Consider the following 20,864-nt stretch of genomic DNA (forward strand, 5'->3'; position numbering starts at 1 on the left):
TATTTTATTTTTGCTTTTTTTATTATTTAAAGGTAACCAAGAATTATATAAAGAATTATCTTTATTGATTGGAAGTTTAATATTTTTATTTTGTCTAGAAGAATCGTAAACAGCAGTAACAAATTCTATAGATTTTCTAGCATCTGACAAAGTTACTTCATCACTAGGAGTTCCATCTAGTTTATTTGCAATTTCTTCAAACATACCTGCATACCATGATTTTGGTTCTTTTACATTTGATAGTACTTCATCTATTTGAGCTTGAGTTATAGGAGCTCTTGGTAAAAAGTCCCATTTATCATCAGCTGGACTATATGGTTTATTTGGTGATGCACCAGACACAGCAGTTAATCCTTCAAAACAAAATTTTAGTCTACTAGTGTCATTTGCAGCACCAAGTGTAATTGAGCTTGTAACCAATGTCCCATTTTCCATTTCAATTGACAAAGCAGCACAATCTTCAACTTCAATATCATTTACTCTTGTTGATAATTTAGCAAATACGTTTGAAACTGGACCTAAGATCATACTGACTAAATCATGAATGTGTATCGAATGACTTAATATAGCTCCACCTTGTTCACCTTTCCAAGTTCCTCTCCAAGGTTTTGAATAATAATCTTTTCCTCTATTCCAATGCGTTTCTAAGGAAGCAACCAATGGTTTTCCAGTTAAACCAGATTTTATTAGTGCTTTTAATTTAGAAAATCCTAGACCATACCGATATTGGAAAACTGGAAAAATAATTTTACTTGTTTCTTTACTGATCTTTTCTAATTCATCTACTTCTTTAAGACTTGATACTAATGGCTTTTCACAAATTACATGTTTTCCAGCTTCCATTGCTTTTTTACAAGCAGAAAAATGTAAGTGGGGTGGAAGACATATATCAATGATATCAATCTCTTTTACTTTTAATACATCATCAAAATTAAGTGATACTTTTGTTTCGGTGTCATTTGATAAAATATTATCAATTGCTTCTCTTGTAAGCCCACATAAAGTATGAACATTAAATCTTTTTTTAACTTTTTTAAAATCTTCATAGTGCTTAGCACCAATGTTTGTTCCAATAATTGCTACTTGATATTTGTTCATTTTGTTTCAGCTTTTAATTGTGCTTTTATTGCAAGTTCCATTGAAAGATAAGTTAATTCCTGTGAGCAAGCAGTTTCAGTTCTATTGATTACATCATTAATTAAATTTCTAAAGTAGGGAAGCTTAACTTCAGAGCAATCGATATACTTAACCTCTTCATTATTAGCTAAATATAAATGATTACCTTTTTCTGATTTTGCTAAATCTGTATATTTTCTTATTTCTATATAGCCTTTATTCCCAAGGACTAATAATCGTCCATCTCCCCAAGTTGGAAGTGCATCTGGAGTGAACCAATCCAATCTAACGTAACCGTGTCCACCATTACCAGTTAGATTAACCTCTCCAAAATCTTGAAAACCAGGCTTTTCCTTTTTAGTAGTGTTTTCTACAAGAGCATGATTAATTTTTGCTTCATTTGAATTTGTAAATACTAAAAATTGATGAATTTGATGTGAGCCTATATCAGTAATTATCCCCCCATAACTTTCTCTATCATAAAACCAATCAGGTCTTTCATAGTTGCCTTGCCTGTGTGGTCCAGTACCAATTGTTTGCTTTACTCTACCAATTTTTCCATCGTTAACTAATTCTTCAGCTTTAGCAACAGCTGCAACATGAAACCTTTCTGAAAAATTAACTGACCAAATTTTTCCAGTTTTTTTTATTATTTGTTTAAGCTCGTTTAATTGATCTAAATTTGTACAACCGGGTTTATCTACCATCACATCTTTTCCAGCTTTTAAAGCTTCTATTGAATTATGAGCTCTATCTTTTGGAACTGAAGATATTAAAATCATATCAATAGATGAATCATTTAATATTTCTTCCTTATTTTCTTTTCTTTTAATATCTGGATATTTTGAATTAAATTCCTTTAAGGTTAATGGATCACCCTCAGTCCAAAAGAATTCACAAGTGCATCCTTCTTTTAACATTTCATCCAACATGTCAAAGATATGACCATGATCGATACCTATAACTCCTAATTTTAAATTATTTTTCATTTGAAGATTTAATTATAAAATAAAATTTTAATCAAAAGCACATCTAAAACCAACATAAATTGCATAGAAATTAGATGGTTTGTATTGTGCTCCACTTTTAGAAGTCTTAGAACCTCCATACCACCAAGAAGCACCAGCTGTTAATGAATTATTGTTTTTTTGATCGTCTATCCATTCCCAAACATTTCCTCCCATTGCAACTAAATCATTAATTCCTTCTGGTAATTTAGTTACATCAATATGTTTGTCATAATTTAATAGTCCTTGAGAGTTCATATTTTTAGCTTCATCACCGCTTGGGTATTTATAGACTTTGCCTTTTTCAAACTCTGAAGAATTAAATACTTGCTGATATGCAGCATAAGACCATTCATCAAAAGAGGGCAGTCTTCCATCTATTGATTTACAGTAATCTTCAGCTTCATATCTGCTGATGTGCACTGCTGGTTCTAATTCACTATCAGGATTTTCTCCGTATGGAGTTTTATATGTCCAACCAGCTCTTTTTTCCCAACCAGCACCCCATTCATATCCACCACCAGTTTTCTCTGCTTCAGTGATTAAATTATTTTTTTTGGCATAATTTTTAAATTCTTGAATAGTGATTTCATATTTATTCAAATAAAAATTGCCAAAATTAATTTTGGGATTTTCAAAAGCAAATGTTTTAGAAAATAAAAATAAACTCAAAATAATTAATTTCTTCATTTAATTAGTAGTTTCCTTTTTTATCTGAACCTTTATAAAAAATATCTTGAAGATTTTGATTTTCCCTTTTTTTAATCAACAAATCCTCTTTATTCATCAGTGATTTTGGTCTTTGAATTATCTCATGGTAATGAAATTCATCAACCCCTCTTGCTAATTGAACACTATTTTTACCTAATACTTGTTTAACGTTTGTGCCAATATAACTTTGGATTACAAAACCAATTCTTCTGTCATTACTTTTGTTTATGCCCGATCCATGAACTATTCTTGGGTGGTGTAATGACATTTGACCTGCAATAAGCTCAACAGACTTTACTTCATCATCTGGAACATCATTAACTGTTTGACCTCTTGTTAATAAATTTCCTTCATTAAATTTTTCATCATGATCTTTGATTTCTATATGTGATTTAGGCCACATTTTAATACAACCATTTTCTTCATTTGAATCTGTTAAAGCTACCCAAGCGGTAACCCAATTATGAGGTTCTAAACCAATATATTTTGCATCCTGATGATAACTTACAAAACCTGTTTGGTTAGGATTTTTTATAAACAAAGTTGATCCACATACTAAAATATTTTTTCCAATAATACTTTCTACAGCATCTAATAGTTTTGAATTATGAACTATGGCATCTAGTTTTGGTGATATTAAATGAGCATTGTATCTTTCTGATTTATCAATTTCATCAGGCATTTCTTTTTCGATTAATTCAATTTCATCTCTTGCTTCTTTAGCTTCTTCTTTTGATAAAATATCAATTGGTGCTAAGTAACCTTGATCTTGGTATTGTTTAAGTTGATTTGAATTTAAATTAGCCATATGTTTTTGGAATGAATATTAGCATATCTTCTATTTATTTTTCACCAGTAAAATCAATCTCGTTTCAAAAAATTAATAAATGTGAGATTAAAAAAAATATAGGAATTATTAACGATCGTTTGTTTTCGTTCTCAAGATTATTAGATAGTGGAAAGGCTCAAAAAATGGAACAGGAGCCTGGTGAAAGAAAATTAATAAATTTTCTTACTTTAAAAAATACACCTATACTTAACAAATATTCATTTGAATTTAATGAAGGAAATCTAGAATTATTTGATAACCAAAAAAAATTAATTTCAATCAATCCTAATAATCCTGAAGAAGTAAGTTTAATAGAACAAGAAGTATTAAATTTAGATGACCAAGTTAAAGGACCAGTATTTCTATTAAAGAATAACCAAAATCCTTTTTTTGACACTAATAGCGGGGGAGAGGCAATGAACTCAATATCTTTGATAAATCACAATAGTATAAAAGACTTTGAGAAAAATATGGGTAAAGAAGTCGAGTATCAAAGGTTTAGAGGAAACTTTTATGTAAGTGGTTTAGATGCTTGGGAGGAGAGAAGCTGGATAGGTAAATCTATCAACATTAATGGGGTACCCTTTAAAGTTGATGATCATATTCCAAGATGCTCAGCAACTAATTTGAAACCTAAATCAGGTGAAATAACTTTTAATCTTCCTCAGAAACTTAAAGAGTTTTATGACCACATGGATCTTGGAGTTTATTTAATTCCTCTAGGGGATGGTGAAGTATCTATTGAGGATAAAATTATAATTTAATTTGTGGAACTAGGTTCTTCAAAAACATTTTTTGTTTCATTTATAGCAGTATTGTCTAATGTTTCTGGAGTATCTGGGTCTAGTTCTAATCCTGCAGGTGTAATGGTTGCAGGAACAGGTGTAAATGTAGAATCTGGATTGTCGACAGTTTCTCTTACTCTCATTCTGTATAAACCAAATGCACCAATTAAAGCATGAACTATAATTAAAAATCCAAAAAATCCATTTAATCCAAACCAACCCATAAATAGTGAACATAAAATAGGACCACTTATAGCCCCTAAACCAAAGATTAATTGTAGTCCACCACCAGCAGCAACGAATTTAGATTTTGGAACGAAGTCATTAGTGTGTGCAAGGTTTAAAGAAAATAATGGAAGACATAAACTTGAATACAGACCAACCGCAATAAAGAAAACTATTTTTTTAAATGCAAGTTCATCCATATAATAAATGTTTTGTATAGGATCATTAGAAGTTAAAATTGATAATAATGCTAAAGCAGAACTTCCAAATGTTGTTACAATAATTACCCTTCTTCTATCGTATTGATCAGAAAAATATCCAATTGGTCCCTGACCTAACACTCCCGCAATTGTTGCTATAAATAATAAGATTGAAGTTTCAAATAAAGTTAGTTTTGCAAGGGTTGCATAAACTGAAATTAATGAAAAAAATGCCGCATGAATTACACCAGTGAAAAAAGAACTAAAAGTTCCAAGGGGAGAGATTTCATAAAGTTCTTTAATACTAATTGTTTCAATTTTTTTAAATTTTGGAGCTGGTCTTTTTGTTAATAAAATTGGAACAAGCGCTAAAGATAAAAGTACAGATACTAAAATAAAAGGTTCATATGCTTTTGGTTCGCTTAAGTTAAGTAATAACATTCCAACTGCAAGACCAAAATAAATTACCATCATGTATGCAGATAATAATTGTCCTCTATTCTTGTTAGTTGCTCTATCGTTTAACCAGCTTTCAGTAACTACATAACAACTAACTAAACTGATACCTGTTATAAATCTACTTACTGTCCACATAAATGGATTTACATAAACTACTGCAAGCAATGCACTAAGTGATGCAAGAGATGCAAAAGCTGCAAACACTCTAATGTGTCCAACCTTAGATACAAAATTTGGAGTTGTTCTAGACCCAACAAAGTAGCCGATATAATATCCTGACATGAAGACCCCTGTGGTAAAAACACTAAAGTCTTCAAGTACAGATCTAATACCCATTATCTGCATTTGCAATCCATGAGCTATCATCATGGTTCCAATACCTATAAATAGGGCCCAGGATTTTTTTACTTCTTTTTGCATTTCTAAATTTTAAGTATCAATAAATTGCGGGCTAAGTAGTTTTGGTTTGTGTTTTTTTTATGGCTAGGAATGAGTGAATAGCGATAGTTAAAATGATCACCACTCCTCCCTGAATTGTCTCCATTGAAGGTTGTTCTTTAACAACCATCCACACCCAAATAGGTCCCAAAACTGTTTCCATTAGAAAGAATAGATTTACCTCAGCTCCTGTTATGTATCTTGGAGCTAGTGTTACCAACACAAAAGGAATAGCCACACAAAGTATACACATCGCTGGAATGATATAAATATCATTGTCTTTTAGCTCAAACGTATCGATAAAGAATAAAGCAACTAATGCTACGACTAGCTTACCAACCACAGCTGAAGGAACCAGGTTAAGGCTTTTACCAGCTCTGATGATTGTTGCTCCTGCAGCAAGACCGCATGCAGTAATAAAACCTAAAATATCACCAAAAATATTTCCTAATTTCACAGAGTCGTAAAATATATAAAGAACACTTAAAAACGTAATTGCTATAGCAACTAAAGTATTTCGATCTGGTTTTTCTTTTAAAAATATTGCACCAAATATAGCTGACAACATTGGTGCAAGTGCAATCATAACAAGCGTGTTTGCAACATTTGTGTTTTGAATTGATAATACAAAAGTAATATTGGTAATGGAAAACGTAACTATATAAGCAACACCATAAATTGAATTTCCATAAAGTAATTTAAAAAAACTTGATTTGTAAATAAACAACATTCCAACAAATACAGTTACAAATGGAATGATGCCTCTATAAAAAACTAATCCCCAAGTATCTACATTTGAAAGTCTAATAAATAAACTATCAGGAGTGATAAACATCACTGCAACAAAAGCCATTAAAGAACCTTTTTGCTGATCAGTTAAATTGTTCACGCTTTTAATTCTTTCCAAAAAGTTTTTGCTAAGTTTATTCCTGATAAATCAAAAAAAGTTTTAAGTCCTGTAGGAGAAGTAACATTGATGTCTCCATTTAACTTTTGATCTATAAAATCAATGCCTGCAAAATATATATTTTCTTTTTTCAAATCTTTTGCAATTAATTTTGAAATTTTATTTTCTTGATTTGTTAAATTGATATTAATTGGTTTAGCACCTTTGCTCATATTACTTAAATAAGATCCCTTTTTAGGAACTCTAGAAATTGCACCACAAACTTTTCCATTAATTATAAAAACTCTTTTATCTCCTCTATTAATCTTAGGTAAAAATTTTTGACACATAATATGATCATGTTTTTTAATAAATTTATTAATAAGTTTTGAATCAAATTTATTTAATAAGTGAATATCATTGCCACTATAACTGTGAATTGGTTTGATAATTACTTTCTTATGTTTTTTAAAAAAATTTTTGATTTCATTTATATCCTGAGAAAAAAGCGTATCAGGCATATATTTTAAATATTTTGTTGAATATAACTTTTCAGAGATGTTTCTGATAGATGTTGGGTTATTGATTATTTTAACTTTATTTTTAATAAAATCTAAAATGTAAGTAGTTGAAATATATTCTAAATTAAATGGCGGATCTTGACGGATTAAAATAAACTTACACTTTGTAAGGTCTAAAGTTTGTTTTTTAATGATTTTATAAAATTTCTTGTTTTGATAATTGAACTTAATAAAGAAACCTTTAGCTAAAACTTTTTTGTTAATTATTGATAGATCTTTTGGATCGTAATAAAAAATCTTATATTTATTTTGAATTTCGTTAGCTAAAAAAACACTAGTATCAGTTACAGGGTTTAAGGTAGAGGGATGATTGCCTTGAACAGCTACTATTTTATTTGTCATATAATTCTTCTAAATTTTCATCTTTTGAAAATTTACTAATCATATGATCTGCATTTGTAGTCTTATTATCAACTACATTTTGTAAATGATTTAAGAAGATAGTTTCGTTATTTCCTTTTTTACTAATGATGTCTCTTTTCTCTAATCCTTTTCTAGAAATGTCCAAAAGAGCAGAAGTCCAATACAATAAGTCTTTACCCATTAATTGAGTATTAAATCCTTTTTGAGGAGCTTCTAAATAAGCATTGATTATTTTATCTGTTTCCCATGAAGACACTAATTCGTATGCTTCATCTAAATTTCCATACAACAAACCTATATTAAAAGCTGGTCCAGCACATAGGCAATCCCAACCGCAGGTATCCATTGATCTAAGCTCAATATATTTCTTCAATCTATTTTCAGTAAAGATTGTGCTCAAGTGCGTTGTAAGATCAGATTCAGTTGGAAGTCTATTTCTTATTTCTTCAATTTTTCCATCCATAAAATCTTTAAATGTATATTTTCTTCCTGAAATATACTGATCATTGTGTTGAATGAATAAAATTGGAAAGCTCATTACAAATTCCGCATATTTCTCAAAATCTAAATTTTCAAAAAATAATTTAGGCAAACCTCCTCTTGAAGTACTTTGCCATACTTTAGATCTGTAAGATAAATAATTACTATTCTTTTTTTCTACGATTGATGAATTTGCAAATAGTGCAATTGAAATTGGAACAATAGAATTAGCCAATTTAAATTTTTTAAAAAAATCTTCTTCTGAATTGTAATCAATATTTAATTGTGTTCCACACGTTCGATACATCATGTCTAAACTAAGCTCTCCACCTCTTGGCATGTCTTTTGTCATTAATTCATAACGTTGTTTAGGATTGTTTGGAATATCTTCTAATTTTGAAATAGGATCAAAACCGGCACTAACTATTTTGATATCTAATTTTTTTGTAACTTGTTTTAATTCAAATAAATAATCTTGAGACTCAGCACATGCTTCGTGCATATGGTTTAACTTGTCACCTGATAATTCAATTTGGTTACCAGGTTCTAGTGTAATATTTTTTCCACCCTTATTAAGACCAATAATGTTTTCTTTTTCAAAAACAGGATTCCAGCCAAACTCAGTTAAGGCTGTAAACATTTTTTTTACTTTTAGGTAATCAATTCTTTTATTGTCTTTAGTATTGAACAAGAATTTTTCATGTTCGATACCAATTCTAAAATCTTTATCTTCTTTGATACCAGATTTAAAATATTCAATAATTTTCTCTTTATTGTTAATCATGCGCTTTAGATAGTGGATTTTAATTTAATTTAAAGTAAAGAATAGGGCTTTCTTGAGAATATTTTTCTCACCATTGGCGCAAATTCCTCTAATTTTATACTTTTATAGTCTGGATCAAAAGACGCCTGGTCCCATTTCTCACAAAACTCCACAGCATCGTTAAAATATTTATGATCTTTATATTTATCTCTTTGGTTTTGATTCTTTCCAAGATGATGCGCGTAATAATACATTTGAAACTCACCATGCTTTTGAATGATCCAATGTGTTTTTTCTGAAACATAAGGTTTTAAAACTGAAGCTGCATATTCTGAATGATTAACAGGAGCTAACTCGTCTCCAATATCATGTAACAAAGCTGCAACTACCATTTCTTCATCTGCATTATCTTTAAAAGCTCTTGTTGCAGTTTGAAGAGAGTGTTCAAGTCTAGTTATTTTATATCCCTCTAAAGTAGAATTTAATCCACTCATAAATTTCAATATTCGATCAGCAGTACCATCAATATATTTTTGTTCATACTCATCAAGCAACAAGTACTCATCCTTGGTTCCATTTTTCATTTCAGTAAAATTTACTGTTTTCATATTTTAATTATTAGATGCTGTACTTAATAATGAAAGTTGAGTTATTTTATTGTCACCCAATTCATCAACAGGTTTAACAGGGTAATCTCCTGTAAAATAATGATCTGTTAATTGAGGATAAGCCTCATTTCTTTTGTCAAAACCAATTGCTCTATATAATCCATCAATAGATAAAAATTTAAGTGATTTCGCTCCTATGTATTCGCAGATTTCATCATTTGTTTTATTTGCTGCTAATAACTCTTTTTTAGTTGGGGTATCTACACCATAAAAATCTGGATATTTGATCTCAGGACAAGCAATTCTAACATGAACTTCTTTTGCACCTGCATCATATAGCATTTTAACAATCTTATAAGAGGTAGTTCCTCTAACTAGCGAGTCATCAATTAAAATAATTTTTTTATCTTTAATTGTGCTTTGGTTTGCATTTAATTTTAACTTTACACCTAAACTTCTAATTTGCTGACTTGGTTCAATAAAGGTTCTTCCAACATAGTGATTTCTAATTAGACCATGCTCAAAATTCATTTTTAAGTATTGTGCAAAACCGAGTGCCGCAGCGTTACCAGAGTCTGGTACTGGTACTACTATATCTGCTTCAACATCATTTTCTTTTGCAAGCTCTTTTCCTAAATTTTTTCTATGCTCATAAGCTGTTTTATTGTCAAGTAAGCTGTCTGGTCTTGAAAAATAAATATATTCAAACACACATGGTCTTACTTTTTTTGGAGGGAAGGGCTTGATACTAGTTAATTCATCATTTTCAATTAACACTATTTCACCGTTCTCAACTTCTCTAATAAATTTTGCACCAATAATATCTAGTGCACATGTTTCAGAAGCTAGTACATAGCTGTTTCCTAATTTTCCAATCATCAAAGGTCTAATTCCATATGGATCTCTTACACCAATTAAAGATTTTTGTGTCATCATTACCAATGCATATCCTCCTTGAATTTGGAATATGGCATCAATAACTTTATCAATTGTTTTTGATCTTTTAGATTTAGCAATTAACTGAACTATGGTTTCAGTATCTGAGGTAGTGTAAAAAATTGCTCCTTCTTCTACGAGTTTGTTTCTTAAAGATATTGAATTTGTTAAGTTTCCGTTGTGAGATACCCCAATTCCACCCGCGTTAGTATCCGCAAAAAAAGGCTGAATATTTCTTAAAATATTATTACCAGTAGTGCTATATCTATTATGTCCAATAGCATAATTACCTTTAAGGTTTTTTAAAACTTTCTCTTTATTGAAATTATCTCCAACTAATCCAAATCTTTTTTCTGAATAGTATTTTTCTCCATCAAAAGTAACAATTCCACAACCTTCCTGACCTCTATGCTGTAATGCATGCAAACCCAAAGCTGTTAATGCAGACGCATCTTTTGCGTTACTAATGCCAAATACTCCACACTCTTCTTTTAATTTTGGATCAAATATCTTCAATTTTTTCTTTAGATTCTTGATATGTTTTTTCATTAGGAAATTCTTCAACAAGATAACTACTACCTTTTTTCAAATATGGAAAGGTGTATGATTTATCTAAATTTATTGGCCATTTATCATGATTATAAACAATGTGAATTCCTGAAAAAATACAAACAGCAATAATATATGCTTTTACAAACCCAAAAAAGAATCCAAAGGTAGTATCTAAGCCACCGATACCAGTATATTTTATTGCTTTACTAATTCCTTTATTAATTAATAAGACTAAAAAGATAACAACTATAAATATTGCAATCCCAAGTCCAACATCGAGAACATATTCGTTATCAATTATATCTTTTACATAAGGTTTTATACGTGGAAATAAAATTAGTGTAATAACGTAGGCCAGGAGCCATTTTGCCATTGAAAGTATGCTTAAGACAAACCCTTTTCTATAACAACTGATTAAAGACCATATTGTTATTGCGATATAGATTAAATCAATAATAGAGGATGCTTCAAAAAAATCTTTAAGAGCATCTACCATTAAGCATCTTTACCAAAAGGTTTAACCACCAATATCAAAGCAGGTAGTAAAGTTAACACTGATATCATTGCAAGTAACATTGCAAGACCTGTAAACATTCCAAAATAGATAGTTGGTATAAATTTAGACAATACTAAAATTGAAAAACCAAAAACAATTGTGATTGAGGTATTTAGAATTGCAACACCAACTGTTGAATGACACGTTTTTAAAGTTTTATTGTAATCTTTAAGTTTATTAAATTCTTCTTTGAATCTGTAGATATAATGAATACTATTATCAACAGCTATGCCGATTGTAATTGCAGCAATTGTAATAGTCATCATATCCAATGGAATTCCTAATAATCCAATAATTCCTAAAATAAAGAATGCAGCTATAAAATTTGGAACAACACCTATTAATGAAAGTTTTATATTTCTAAATAAAATAATGAACATTGAGAAAATACCAATCATAACCAAACCAAGTGTCAAAATTTGTGACTTAAACAAACTTTGTAACAAATTGTTAAATAATATTAGCACTCCTGCTAATTTATAATCATCTTTTTCTAATCCTAATTCATTTTCTAGATCAAAATTAATTTTTTTAATTAAGTCATTTCTTCTTAAATTTTCTTGCGAGTCTATAATTCTAAGACTTATTCGAGCTTCATTATTTTCTATTGATAAGTATGGATCAATTATCTCTGTTTTAATACTTTCAGGTATTTTTGAATACAATACTCCCATCTCTAAAGTACCAAGTGGATTATTGTTATTTAGTTGTGTTGCAACATCAATAATTGATGAAAAAGATAAAACTTTTCCAACTTGTGGAAGACTATCTAAATAATTATGAACAGATGCAATTCTATCTATTTTATCTTTAGTAAACCAATATTTTTCATCATTTGTGTCTTCTTCATCTCCCCAATCTTCAAATTCATCATCTTCCTCTGATTTCTTTTCCTCTTTTTTAGGAAATTTTAAAATAACTTCTAAAGGAGTTGTTCCACCTAGCTCTTCATCAATTAATTTCATTCCTTTATAAATTTCAGTGTTTTTATCAAAATAATTTATAAAACTATTCTCAACTTCGAGTTTGCTAATTCCAACTACACTTAAGACAATTATAATTCCAGTTGCAGAAAAAATTGTAAATTTATTGTTTAAAGAAATTGAACCAAGTATCGATGTAATTTTAGAGTCTTGTTCTTTTTTTAGAGATACATTTCCTGTTGAGGTAAAACTTAAAAGAGTAGGGAGCAAAGTAAAAGTTATTATAAATGATGTAATCAAACCAAAAGTCATCATCCAACCAAAATCTATAATGGGTTTAATTTCACTAAAGATTAAAGATAAGAAAGCCAAAATTGTTGTTAAAACTGTATACAATATAGGCCAAAACATTTTGCTCGTTGTTAAAGAAATGATTTCAAAGTTATTTTTTGTTGGAAAATTTTTTTTAAGCTGAAGAAACCTGGTACTCATATGAATATTCATCGCCATTGTAAGAATAAGCATCAAGGCAATAAAGTTTGATGAAATAACAGTTACTTTCCATCCAAGTAATCCAAGCAGCCCCATCATAATAATTACAGAGAAAAAACAACTGCTAATAGGAACTACAATCCAAATTAGATTTCTAAATACAAACCAAAGAGTTGCTATAATAAATAATAAAACTCCAATACCAAACACAATGATATCACTTTTAATAAAAGTCATCATGTCATCTGCAATCATTGGAATTCCACCTAAGTAAATTTTTCCAACATCTTCATAACTTTGAATAACTTGTCTTATCTCTAAAATGTTTTGATGATTTTGTTTTTTGATTTGATCTTTGTAATTTTCAATTTCCTCTCTAGATTTATTTTCAATATCTTCTAATTTTTTATTTTGTTTTATATTAACAATGATCCCACTTGTCTTACCATCTTCACTAATTACAAAATTTCTAAACACAGGACTGTTTAAAATTTCACTAAATCCTCTTTCTCTGTCTACCTCTTCATCTTTTAAAGTTTTAAAGCTTTCTAATCTTTCCTCCAGCGGTGCATCTGAATTATTTAAAAGTGGTATATCTAAAAGTGTAATAACACTATGAACCCAATCTAAACTTTGAATTTTGTATTTTATACTCAGTAGATTATTTATTGAAGAGTCTGTAACCATCCCTTCATTAGGCGTGTATGTGAGAACTAAAAATTCCTTAGACCCATATCTTTCAGTAATTTCCTGTAAGTATGCTAGGTCTGGATCTCCATCAATTAAAAGGGTCTCGGATGAAGCATCTAGCCTAAAATCTTTAGAATAATAACCAAAACTTAAAATAGAAATAAGAAGCAATACAAATATTGTCTTTGGGTTCTTTAAAACTAAGTTTTGATACATTTGAGCTAACATTAGCTCTTTTATATTGGAAATTAATTAGTTTGAGTATCTTTAAATTTGGTAAATCTTTCCTCAAACTCAAGTGTTACATTACCAATTGGACCGTGTCGTTGTTTCCCAATTATAATTTGTGCTAAGTGCGCTACCTCATTCATTTTTGCCTGCCACTCAGCGTGTTCTACAGTTGCTTCTCTTGGTTCTTTTCTAGATAGATAATATCCTTCTCTGTAAACAAACATTACAACATCAGCATCTTGTTCAATTGAACCCGATTCTCTTAAATCTGCTAATTGAGGTTTATGATCATCTCTCTGTTCAACTTGTCTTGATAACTGTGAAAGAGCAACAACAGGTACTACAAGCTCTTTTGCTATTGCTTTTAGCCCTTGCGTAATTTGAGAGATTTCCTGAACTCTACCATCTTTATTGTAAGTTGTTCCTCTCATTAACTGAATATAATCAACAACAATCATATCTAATCCAAATAGTCTTTTAATTCGTCTTGCTCTATTACTTAGTGCTGCAATGCTAATAGCTGGTGTTTCATCAATATAAAGTGGGAGTTCAGCTATATTTTTAGAAGTCTCAAGAAATTTATCAAATTGATCATCAGAAATTCTTCCTCTTCTTATATCATTTGAGCTAATTCTTGCCTGTTCTGAGATAATACGAGTTGAAAGCTGTTCAGATGACATTTCTAAAGAGAAAAAAGCTATAGAAGATTTTTTACCACTATCTTGTAATTTTTGAGCAGCATTAAATGCAATATTTGTTGCAAGTGAAGTTTTACCCATTGATGGACGACCTGCAATAATGATTAAATCAGACTGGTGTAAACCACCAAGTTTATCATCTAAATCTCTAAGCCCTGTTGGAACACCGACAATTCCTTCTTCATTTTTATAAGCTGCAGAAGCCATTTCGATAGTTTGTTTCATGGCATCATCAAACTTTATAAGAGAAGAATTAAAAGATCCTTTTTCTGCTAAATCAAACAATTGTCTTTCAGAATTCTCAATTATAGTTTGACCACTGGTATCAAGGTCATTTAATTTTGCACTATCGATAGTTTCTTCAGAAATTTTTATAAGCTCTCTTCTTACAAACATATCGTATATAATTTTTGAATATTCTACTGCTTGTCTTACAGATGTAGAAAATTTAGTAACTTTTACTAAATACTCTGGAACATTGATGTCATCTTTTTCATCTTCAAAATAATTTTTTAAAGTAATGGGATTCGCAAGCATACCTTTATAGATAAGGCTTTCAATAGCATCAAATATCTTTTGATGCATAGGATCATAAAAATTAATAGATGAAATAATTGTATTAACCTCATCAAAAATATCATTACTCACTAGTATCGAACCAATTACAGCTTGTTCTGCTTCAATGTTGTTTGGTAATTCTTTGAATTTATCTTTTACGATGCTTAAGTTATTTTCCATAAAAAAATAAATCTACATAAAAATTTTATTATTTAAATTTTTATTTTTGGCTGTTGAAAAAAATGTATAATTATTGAATTGTGTCAGCTGAAGTAACGTTAATAACTATTTCAGCATCAACTTCAGAGTGTAAAGAAATTTTAACTTTGAACTTTCCTAAAGATTTAATTTCTTCAACTGGTTGTATCATTGAAGGTTTTATTTCAATTTTATTTTCTTCTTGAATAAGTTTTGAAATTTCAGTTGGTTTCACTGAACCATAAAGTTCATTATTTTCAGTACTTAACTTTTGAACTGAGTATTCTTTATTGTTGATTTGTTCTGCAATCTTTGCAGCTTCTTGTTTTCTCTCGTTGTCTTTTTTAGATAATTCAGCTTTTATTTTTTCTACTTCTTTTATATTTTCTTTTGATGCATAAAGAGCCTTTTTATTTGCAATCAAAAAATTTCTAGCAAAACCTCTCTTTACATCTATCACTTCACCAATAGATCCAATTCTTTTAACGTTTTCTAATAAAATAACTTTCATTATATTAAAGCTAGGTTTCTTGCTCTTTTAATTGATAGAGATAATTGTCTTTGTTTTTTTTGAGAAACGTTTGTAATTCTTGAGGGTAAAATTTTACCATTTTCAGATACATATCTTTTTAAAAGTTTGATGTTTTTATAATCAACCTTAGGAGCACCTTTTACTGAAAGTGGGCATGTCTTTTTAAATTTATACTTATTTGGTTGAAAAATACTTAGCTTTGCAAAATTGCTTTGTTTCCCTTTTTTATTTCCACTTTGTCTTTTTGGCATTAATTTTTTACACTTTCTTTGTTTTCGCTATCTTCTTTTTTTCCAAAGTAGTTAGTGTCTAAATCAAATTCTTTTACTCTAACAGTTAGATATCTTAGTAATTTTTTATCAATAGCTTCGTTTTTTTCCAACTCTTCAACCACTTTACCTTTACCTTTAATTTTAAAGTGAATGTAGCTGCCTTTTTTATTTTTCTTAATTAAATAAGATAGATTTAGAAGGCCCCAGTTTTCAGTTTTTACAACTTCGCCTTCATTTTTTTCAACAATTTTAGAATATTTTTCAGTTAATTGCTTTAGTTCACTCGGAGAAGTATCTTGCCTAGCTATTATAGTATGTTCGTATAAGTTCATTTAAGTTCTTTAATAAAAAGTGAGGATATACTATTATAAAAGTTCAATTACAATAGATAAAAACACAAAATTATTAATATTTTTATATGTTTTCAGTAATATTTCCAGGTCAAGGATCTCAAATAGTTGGAATGGGAAAAGAGTTTTATGACAAATTTGAGCTAGTGAAAAGCCTATTTAAAGAGGCTGACGAGACATTAAATTATTCAATTTCAAAGCTAATATTAGAAGGACCTAAAGAAGAGCTTGATTTAACTGCAAACACTCAACCAGCAATTTTTTTAATAAGCTATTCTATATTTAATGTTGTTAACAAAGAGTTCAATATTGATTTAAATAAAGCAAAGTATTTTGCTGGGCATTCTTTAGGTGAATATTCTGCTTTATCTTGCGCTGGATATTTAAACTTTTCAGAAACATTAAAAATTTTAAGAATCAGAGGTGATGCTATGCAAAATTCTGTGCCGAAAGGTGAGGGTGGCATGGTTGCAGTGCTTGGATCAACTGTTGAAGTAATAGAAAAAATACTAAAGGAGAATGAGTCAAAATTTACAGCACAAATTGCAAATGATAATTCAGAAGGGCAAATAGTCTTAAGTGGAAAAACTCAAGATTTAGAAAAGTTAATTGAAATATTAAAAGAGAATTCAATAAAAAATATTAAGCTTCCAGTTAGTGCTCCTTTTCATTGCAGCCTTATGAGTAAAGCAACAGCGATTATGACAGAAGAATTAAACAAAATTTCATTTTCTGATGGAAACAATAAGTTGATATCAAATGTAACAGCTGAAGTGATTTCAAATTCTGAAGATTTAAAATCACTTTTAATAAAACAAATTGAAAATAGAGTAAGATGGAGAGAAATTGTTTTAAATATGATTAATAACGATGTTAATCATTTTATAGAAATTGGACCTGGGAAAGTTTTGTCAGGTTTGGTAAAAAGAATTAATAGAGAAGTTAAAATTAACACGATAAACACTCAAGAGGATATTGAAAATTTAAAAATATGAATGATTTAAAAGATAAAAATATAATTGTTACAGGTGCCTCTGGAGGCATAGGAAATTCAATAGTCAAAAAATTAAATGAAAGTGGTGCAAATATTTTAGCTTCAGGAACAAGAATTGAAAAACTTGAAGAATTAAAAAAAGAGTTCGAGAAAATAAATATTTTAAAATTTGATATATCTCAAAGTGAAAAAATTGAGGAATTTATTGAAGATGCAACAAAAGAACTAGGTGGTAGTTTAGATTGCATTGTAAACAATGCAGGTGTCACACAAGATAACTTGGCAATTAGAATGAATTTGGATGAATGGAGGAAAGTGATTGATATAAATTTAACATCAACATTTTTAATGAGCAAATTTGCTATTAAAAAAATGTTAAAAAATAAATTAGGAAAGATTGTTAACATCACTTCTGTCGTAGGACATACAGGAAACTTGGGACAGGCTAATTATACTGCATCAAAAGCAGGAATAGTTGCTATGTCTAAAAGTTTAGCAATTGAATATGCTAAGAAAAATATCAACGTTAATTGTATCTCCCCGGGATTTATTAAAACTGCAATGACAGACAAGATAGATGAAAAGTTTAAAGAAACTATTATATCAAAAATACCATCAGCTCGTCTTGGAGAGCCTGAGGATATTGCAAATGCTGTATGTTTTTTGTGTTCAGACCAATCTAACTACATAAACGGAGAAACCTTGCATGTTAATGGTGGCATGTATATGGCTTGACAAAACAGCTTTTTAAACTATTAACGAAATATAACAAAAAGGATCAATATGTCAGAAGACGTTTCAAGCAAAGTAAAAAAAATTGTAGCAGATCACTTAGGTATCGATGAAGCTAAAGTAACTGAAGAATCAAGTTTTATAGATGATTTAGGAGCTGATAGTTTAGATACTGTTGAGTTAGTGATGGCTTTTGAAGAAGAATTTGGATCTGAAATTTCAGATAGTGAAGCTGAGAAAATTTTAACTGTAGGAGATGCAGTTAAGTTTATCGAAGGAAAAGCAAACTAGAAATTTTAATGCCCTCAGATAAAGACGGGGTAATGATCATACTTTCCTCTCCATCCGGAGCAGGAAAGACTACATTGGTAAATTTATTATCAAAAAAAAAAAATTACACAGTTTCGATATCTCATACAACTAGAAACCCTCGACCAGGTGAAGTTAATCACAAAGATTATTACTTTGTTAATGACAATGAGTTCCAAAGATTAATCAAGAATGAAGAGTTTCTAGAATATGCAAAAGTATTTAATAATTATTATGGAACAACAAGAACACCTGTTATTGACAACTTAAATAAAGGTAAGAATGTTTTGTTTGATATTGATTGGCAAGGTGCTGACCAAATAAAAAATAAAAAGTTAGATTTTAAATTAATTTCTTTTTTTATTTTACCCCCAAGTAAAGAAGTTTTATTTCAAAGACTTTCAAATAGAGATATGAGAGATAAGTTGATTGCAGAAGAAAGAATGAAACAGTTTGAAAGGGATGTTTTGCATTGGATCAATTATGATTATGTAATCATAAATGATGAATTAGAAAAATGTTATACTAAAATTAACAATCTTATAGAGGCAGAATTAAATGATGGTTCAAAAGATTATGATTTAAGCTTTATTAGAAATCATATTAATAAATTAACTTTGTAAATTTTCATATTCTTTTGTAATTTTAAAATACGTTTCTGTATCTAAATTTTGTGGTCTTAATGTTAGATCAATCTTCAATTTATCTAATATTATTTTATTTCCGTTGAAAATTTGATTGTAGGGTTTTTTTAACATTTTTCTCCTATGGTTAAAAAATATTCTTGTAATAAATTCTAAATTTTTAGAATTTATATTATAAAAATCTTTTTTTGGTGTAAAAAATAATAAAGAGCTTTCAATTTTAGGTCTCGGAGAAAATGATGCTGGATCAATATCAAATTTTTTTTTTACTTTCAGTTTCCAATCACTTAAAATTGAGAGTCTTCCATAATTGGATGTATTAAATTTGGCATTTATTCTGTCAGCTACTTCTTTTTGAAACATTAAAATAAGATGGTCAAACCAACAATTCTCATCAAATCCTAAAATCCATTTAGTAAGAATTTCTGTTGAAATATTGTATGGAAGATTTCCAAATACAATTAATTTATCTTTTGATAGTGATGCTTCATTAAATTTTAGTATATCCTCATTAAAAACTGTAATTTTATCTTTAAAAGTAAGTCTAAGTTGATTTGCCAATGCATTATCTTTCTCAATAACAAAAACTTTTTTTGGCTTTTGAACTAAAATAGATGAAGTCAAGTTTCCTGTGCCTGGTCCAATCTCTAAAATAGTTTTATTTTGAATATTTACTGTATTTACAATTTTATTGATGATTTTTTTATCAATTAAAAAATTTTGACCTAAACTTTTTTTTGCTCGTATCACTTAATAATCTAAGAAAAGAATTGAATTGAGTATACTTGTATAATTTGACGAATTTTTACCCAACATATTTTCATTTGGCCCATGATCAGGAGAAACACGCACAAACGGAAGACCAATAGTAATATTTATTGGGTCATATTCAAATAATGTTTTAATTGGGGTTAATACTTGATCGTGATACATTCCTAGGATTAATTGAAATTTCTTCCTATTATTTTTTGTGAAAATTGTGTCCGCTGCAAAAGGACCGGATATATTGTAATTTCTTTTTTTTAAATAATTTACAGCACTTAATACTATATTTTTATCCTCATTAAATTGATCTGAGCTTTCACAATGTGGATTTAGTCCAGTGACACCAATTTTTATTTTTAGTTTAAATTTATCTTTCCAAAAATTTGATATGATTTTTACCTTTTTAACAATATCAGTTTTGCTTATTTTTTGAGCTACATGCCTAATTGGAATATGAGTTGTAACAGGAGCAACAGACAAATTTTTATGATATATTAGCATAGCAAAATCTTTTGTTTTAGTTTTGTAAGCAAGATATTCAGTTATTCCACTAAATTTATTTTTCAAAAAAGATTTTTTTGAAATGGGACCGTTTATAAATTTATCAGTAATTTTTTTATCCATTATTTTCAAGCCAATTTCAAAGCATTTATGAATATAATTATTTGATTTTGATGAAATTTTATCAAAGCTTTTCCTCTGAGTGTATTTTACATCAATAATATTTAATTTCTCGAAATTGTAATTTTTTGATAAAAAAAAATTTGATTTTAATTCACTATATACTATTCTTTGTTTAAGAGATTTAGCTTGTTTTAAAAATAGGCTTTTCGAGCAAATCAATATTATAGGTGATCTGAACTTATTTTCTTTGAAGGCTTTTAGAAAAATTTCAAAAAAAATACTATTTGGCTCTCCAGCAACGATCACTATTGGTTTAAAATTCATTAATTTTTAAATCTTTTTCTATTTTATTAAAAT

General features: G+C 29.0%; 23 protein-coding genes. 5 read left to right on the forward strand and 18 right to left on the reverse strand.

The features are described from left to right. The 4 genes from ACTTAY_RS06635 to ACTTAY_RS06650 form a co-directional block, all read right to left on the reverse strand. Positions 1-1,098: Gfo/Idh/MocA family protein (locus ACTTAY_RS06635; RefSeq protein WP_440672833.1), on the reverse strand; the 1,098-nt coding region annotated here is incomplete at its 3' end. Continuing rightward, positions 1,095-2,105: a Gfo/Idh/MocA family protein gene (locus tag ACTTAY_RS06640; protein ID WP_440672834.1), complete on the reverse strand. Its 1,011-nt coding sequence runs from the start codon at positions 2,103-2,105 to the stop codon at positions 1,095-1,097. The genes ACTTAY_RS06635 and ACTTAY_RS06640, both read right to left, overlap by 4 nt. 27 nt (positions 2,106-2,132) lie before the next feature. After that, the gene (locus ACTTAY_RS06645; protein WP_440672835.1) at positions 2,133-2,813 is read right to left on the reverse strand and encodes a formylglycine-generating enzyme family protein; all 681 of its coding nucleotides are present in this window, start codon (positions 2,811-2,813) and stop codon (positions 2,133-2,135) included. A gap of 4 nt (positions 2,814-2,817) precedes the next feature. After that, positions 2,818-3,642 (reverse strand): phytanoyl-CoA dioxygenase family protein, encoded by an 825-nt coding sequence (locus ACTTAY_RS06650; RefSeq protein ID WP_440672836.1) that lies wholly within the window; start codon positions 3,640-3,642, stop codon positions 2,818-2,820. Between the two features lie 11 nt (positions 3,643-3,653). Between ACTTAY_RS06650 and ACTTAY_RS06655 the strand changes: the two genes are divergently transcribed. After that, complete coding sequence (locus tag ACTTAY_RS06655) at positions 3,654-4,427, forward strand: MOSC domain-containing protein (RefSeq protein WP_440672837.1); 774 nt, start codon at positions 3,654-3,656, stop codon at positions 4,425-4,427. Here the strand turns inward: ACTTAY_RS06655 and ACTTAY_RS06660 are convergent. The 12 genes from ACTTAY_RS06660 to rpsF all read right to left on the reverse strand — a co-directional run bounded on the left by ACTTAY_RS06660 (position 4,424) and on the right by rpsF (position 16,421). Continuing rightward, the gene (locus tag ACTTAY_RS06660; protein WP_440672838.1) at positions 4,424-5,752 is read right to left on the reverse strand and encodes an MFS transporter; all 1,329 of its coding nucleotides are present in this window, start codon (positions 5,750-5,752) and stop codon (positions 4,424-4,426) included. The genes ACTTAY_RS06655 and ACTTAY_RS06660 overlap by 4 nt on opposite strands. A gap of 31 nt (positions 5,753-5,783) precedes the next feature. Then, the gene (locus tag ACTTAY_RS06665; protein ID WP_440652737.1) at positions 5,784-6,659 is read right to left on the reverse strand and encodes a DMT family transporter; all 876 of its coding nucleotides are present in this window, start codon (positions 6,657-6,659) and stop codon (positions 5,784-5,786) included. After that, positions 6,656-7,579, reverse strand: coding sequence for a glutathione synthase (gshB, locus tag ACTTAY_RS06670; RefSeq protein WP_440672839.1), 924 nt, complete (start codon positions 7,577-7,579; stop codon positions 6,656-6,658). The genes ACTTAY_RS06665 and gshB overlap by 4 nt, the downstream gene beginning before the upstream one ends. Further along, entirely contained in the window at positions 7,569-8,864 is a 1,296-nt protein-coding gene (locus ACTTAY_RS06675; protein WP_440672840.1) for a glutamate--cysteine ligase, read from the reverse strand. Before ACTTAY_RS06675 ends, gshB begins: the two co-directional genes overlap by 11 nt. A 29-nt stretch (positions 8,865-8,893) precedes the next feature. Beyond that, positions 8,894-9,451, reverse strand: coding sequence for an HD domain-containing protein (locus ACTTAY_RS06680; RefSeq protein ID WP_440672841.1), 558 nt, complete (start codon positions 9,449-9,451; stop codon positions 8,894-8,896). 3 nt (positions 9,452-9,454) lie between these two features. Continuing rightward, complete coding sequence (purF, locus tag ACTTAY_RS06685; RefSeq protein ID WP_440672842.1) at positions 9,455-10,936, reverse strand: amidophosphoribosyltransferase; 1,482 nt, start codon at positions 10,934-10,936, stop codon at positions 9,455-9,457. After that, positions 10,890-11,435, reverse strand: a complete 546-nt coding sequence (locus tag ACTTAY_RS06690; RefSeq protein WP_440672843.1) for a CvpA family protein — start codon at positions 11,433-11,435, stop codon at positions 10,890-10,892. The genes purF and ACTTAY_RS06690 overlap by 47 nt, the downstream gene beginning before the upstream one ends. Then, a complete protein-coding gene (locus tag ACTTAY_RS06695; RefSeq protein WP_440672844.1) occupies positions 11,435-13,828 on the reverse strand; it encodes an efflux RND transporter permease subunit in 2,394 nt (797 codons plus the stop codon). Before ACTTAY_RS06695 ends, ACTTAY_RS06690 begins: the two co-directional genes overlap by 1 nt. Before the next feature lie 20 nt (positions 13,829-13,848). Then, entirely contained in the window at positions 13,849-15,267 is a 1,419-nt protein-coding gene (locus tag ACTTAY_RS06700) for a replicative DNA helicase (protein ID WP_440672845.1), read from the reverse strand. Between the two features lie 70 nt (positions 15,268-15,337). Then, a complete protein-coding gene (gene rplI / locus ACTTAY_RS06705; protein ID WP_440672846.1) occupies positions 15,338-15,796 on the reverse strand; it encodes a 50S ribosomal protein L9 in 459 nt (152 codons plus the stop codon). After that, the gene (gene rpsR, locus ACTTAY_RS06710; RefSeq protein ID WP_440672847.1) at positions 15,796-16,068 is read right to left on the reverse strand and encodes a 30S ribosomal protein S18; all 273 of its coding nucleotides are present in this window, start codon (positions 16,066-16,068) and stop codon (positions 15,796-15,798) included. Before rpsR ends, rplI begins: the two co-directional genes overlap by 1 nt. Further along, on the reverse strand, positions 16,068-16,421 hold the full coding sequence (rpsF, locus tag ACTTAY_RS06715) for a 30S ribosomal protein S6 (protein WP_440672848.1): 354 nt from the start codon (positions 16,419-16,421) through the stop codon (positions 16,068-16,070). Before rpsF ends, rpsR begins: the two co-directional genes overlap by 1 nt. An 86-nt stretch (positions 16,422-16,507) precedes the next feature. On the opposite strand from rpsF, the gene fabD reads away from it, so the two are divergent. Genes fabD through gmk form a run of 4 tightly spaced genes read left to right on the forward strand, consistent with a single transcriptional unit; the run spans position 16,508 to position 19,097 of the window. Next, entirely contained in the window at positions 16,508-17,434 is a 927-nt protein-coding gene (gene fabD, locus ACTTAY_RS06720; protein ID WP_440672849.1) for an ACP S-malonyltransferase, read from the forward strand. Next, positions 17,431-18,168, forward strand: a complete 738-nt coding sequence (fabG, locus tag ACTTAY_RS06725; protein WP_440672850.1) for a 3-oxoacyl-[acyl-carrier-protein] reductase — start codon at positions 17,431-17,433, stop codon at positions 18,166-18,168. Before fabD ends, fabG begins: the two co-directional genes overlap by 4 nt. Positions 18,169-18,216: 48 nt before the next feature. Then, positions 18,217-18,456: an acyl carrier protein gene (locus ACTTAY_RS06730; RefSeq protein ID WP_008544320.1), complete on the forward strand. Its 240-nt coding sequence runs from the start codon at positions 18,217-18,219 to the stop codon at positions 18,454-18,456. Between the two features lie 8 nt (positions 18,457-18,464). Beyond that, the gene (gene gmk / locus ACTTAY_RS06735) at positions 18,465-19,097 is read left to right on the forward strand and encodes a guanylate kinase (RefSeq protein WP_440672851.1); all 633 of its coding nucleotides are present in this window, start codon (positions 18,465-18,467) and stop codon (positions 19,095-19,097) included. Here gmk and rsmA read toward each other — a convergent pair. Then, complete coding sequence (rsmA, locus tag ACTTAY_RS06740; protein ID WP_440672852.1) at positions 19,086-19,868, reverse strand: 16S rRNA (adenine(1518)-N(6)/adenine(1519)-N(6))-dimethyltransferase RsmA; 783 nt, start codon at positions 19,866-19,868, stop codon at positions 19,086-19,088. The genes gmk and rsmA overlap by 12 nt on opposite strands. Beyond that, positions 19,869-20,831 (reverse strand): 4-hydroxythreonine-4-phosphate dehydrogenase PdxA, encoded by a 963-nt coding sequence (locus ACTTAY_RS06745; RefSeq protein ID WP_440672853.1) that lies wholly within the window; start codon positions 20,829-20,831, stop codon positions 19,869-19,871. Positions 20,832-20,864 lie beyond the last annotated feature (33 nt).

The organism is Candidatus Pelagibacter sp. HIMB1715 (assembly GCF_052047595.1).
GTDB lineage: Bacteria > Pseudomonadota > Alphaproteobacteria > Pelagibacterales > Pelagibacteraceae > Pelagibacter.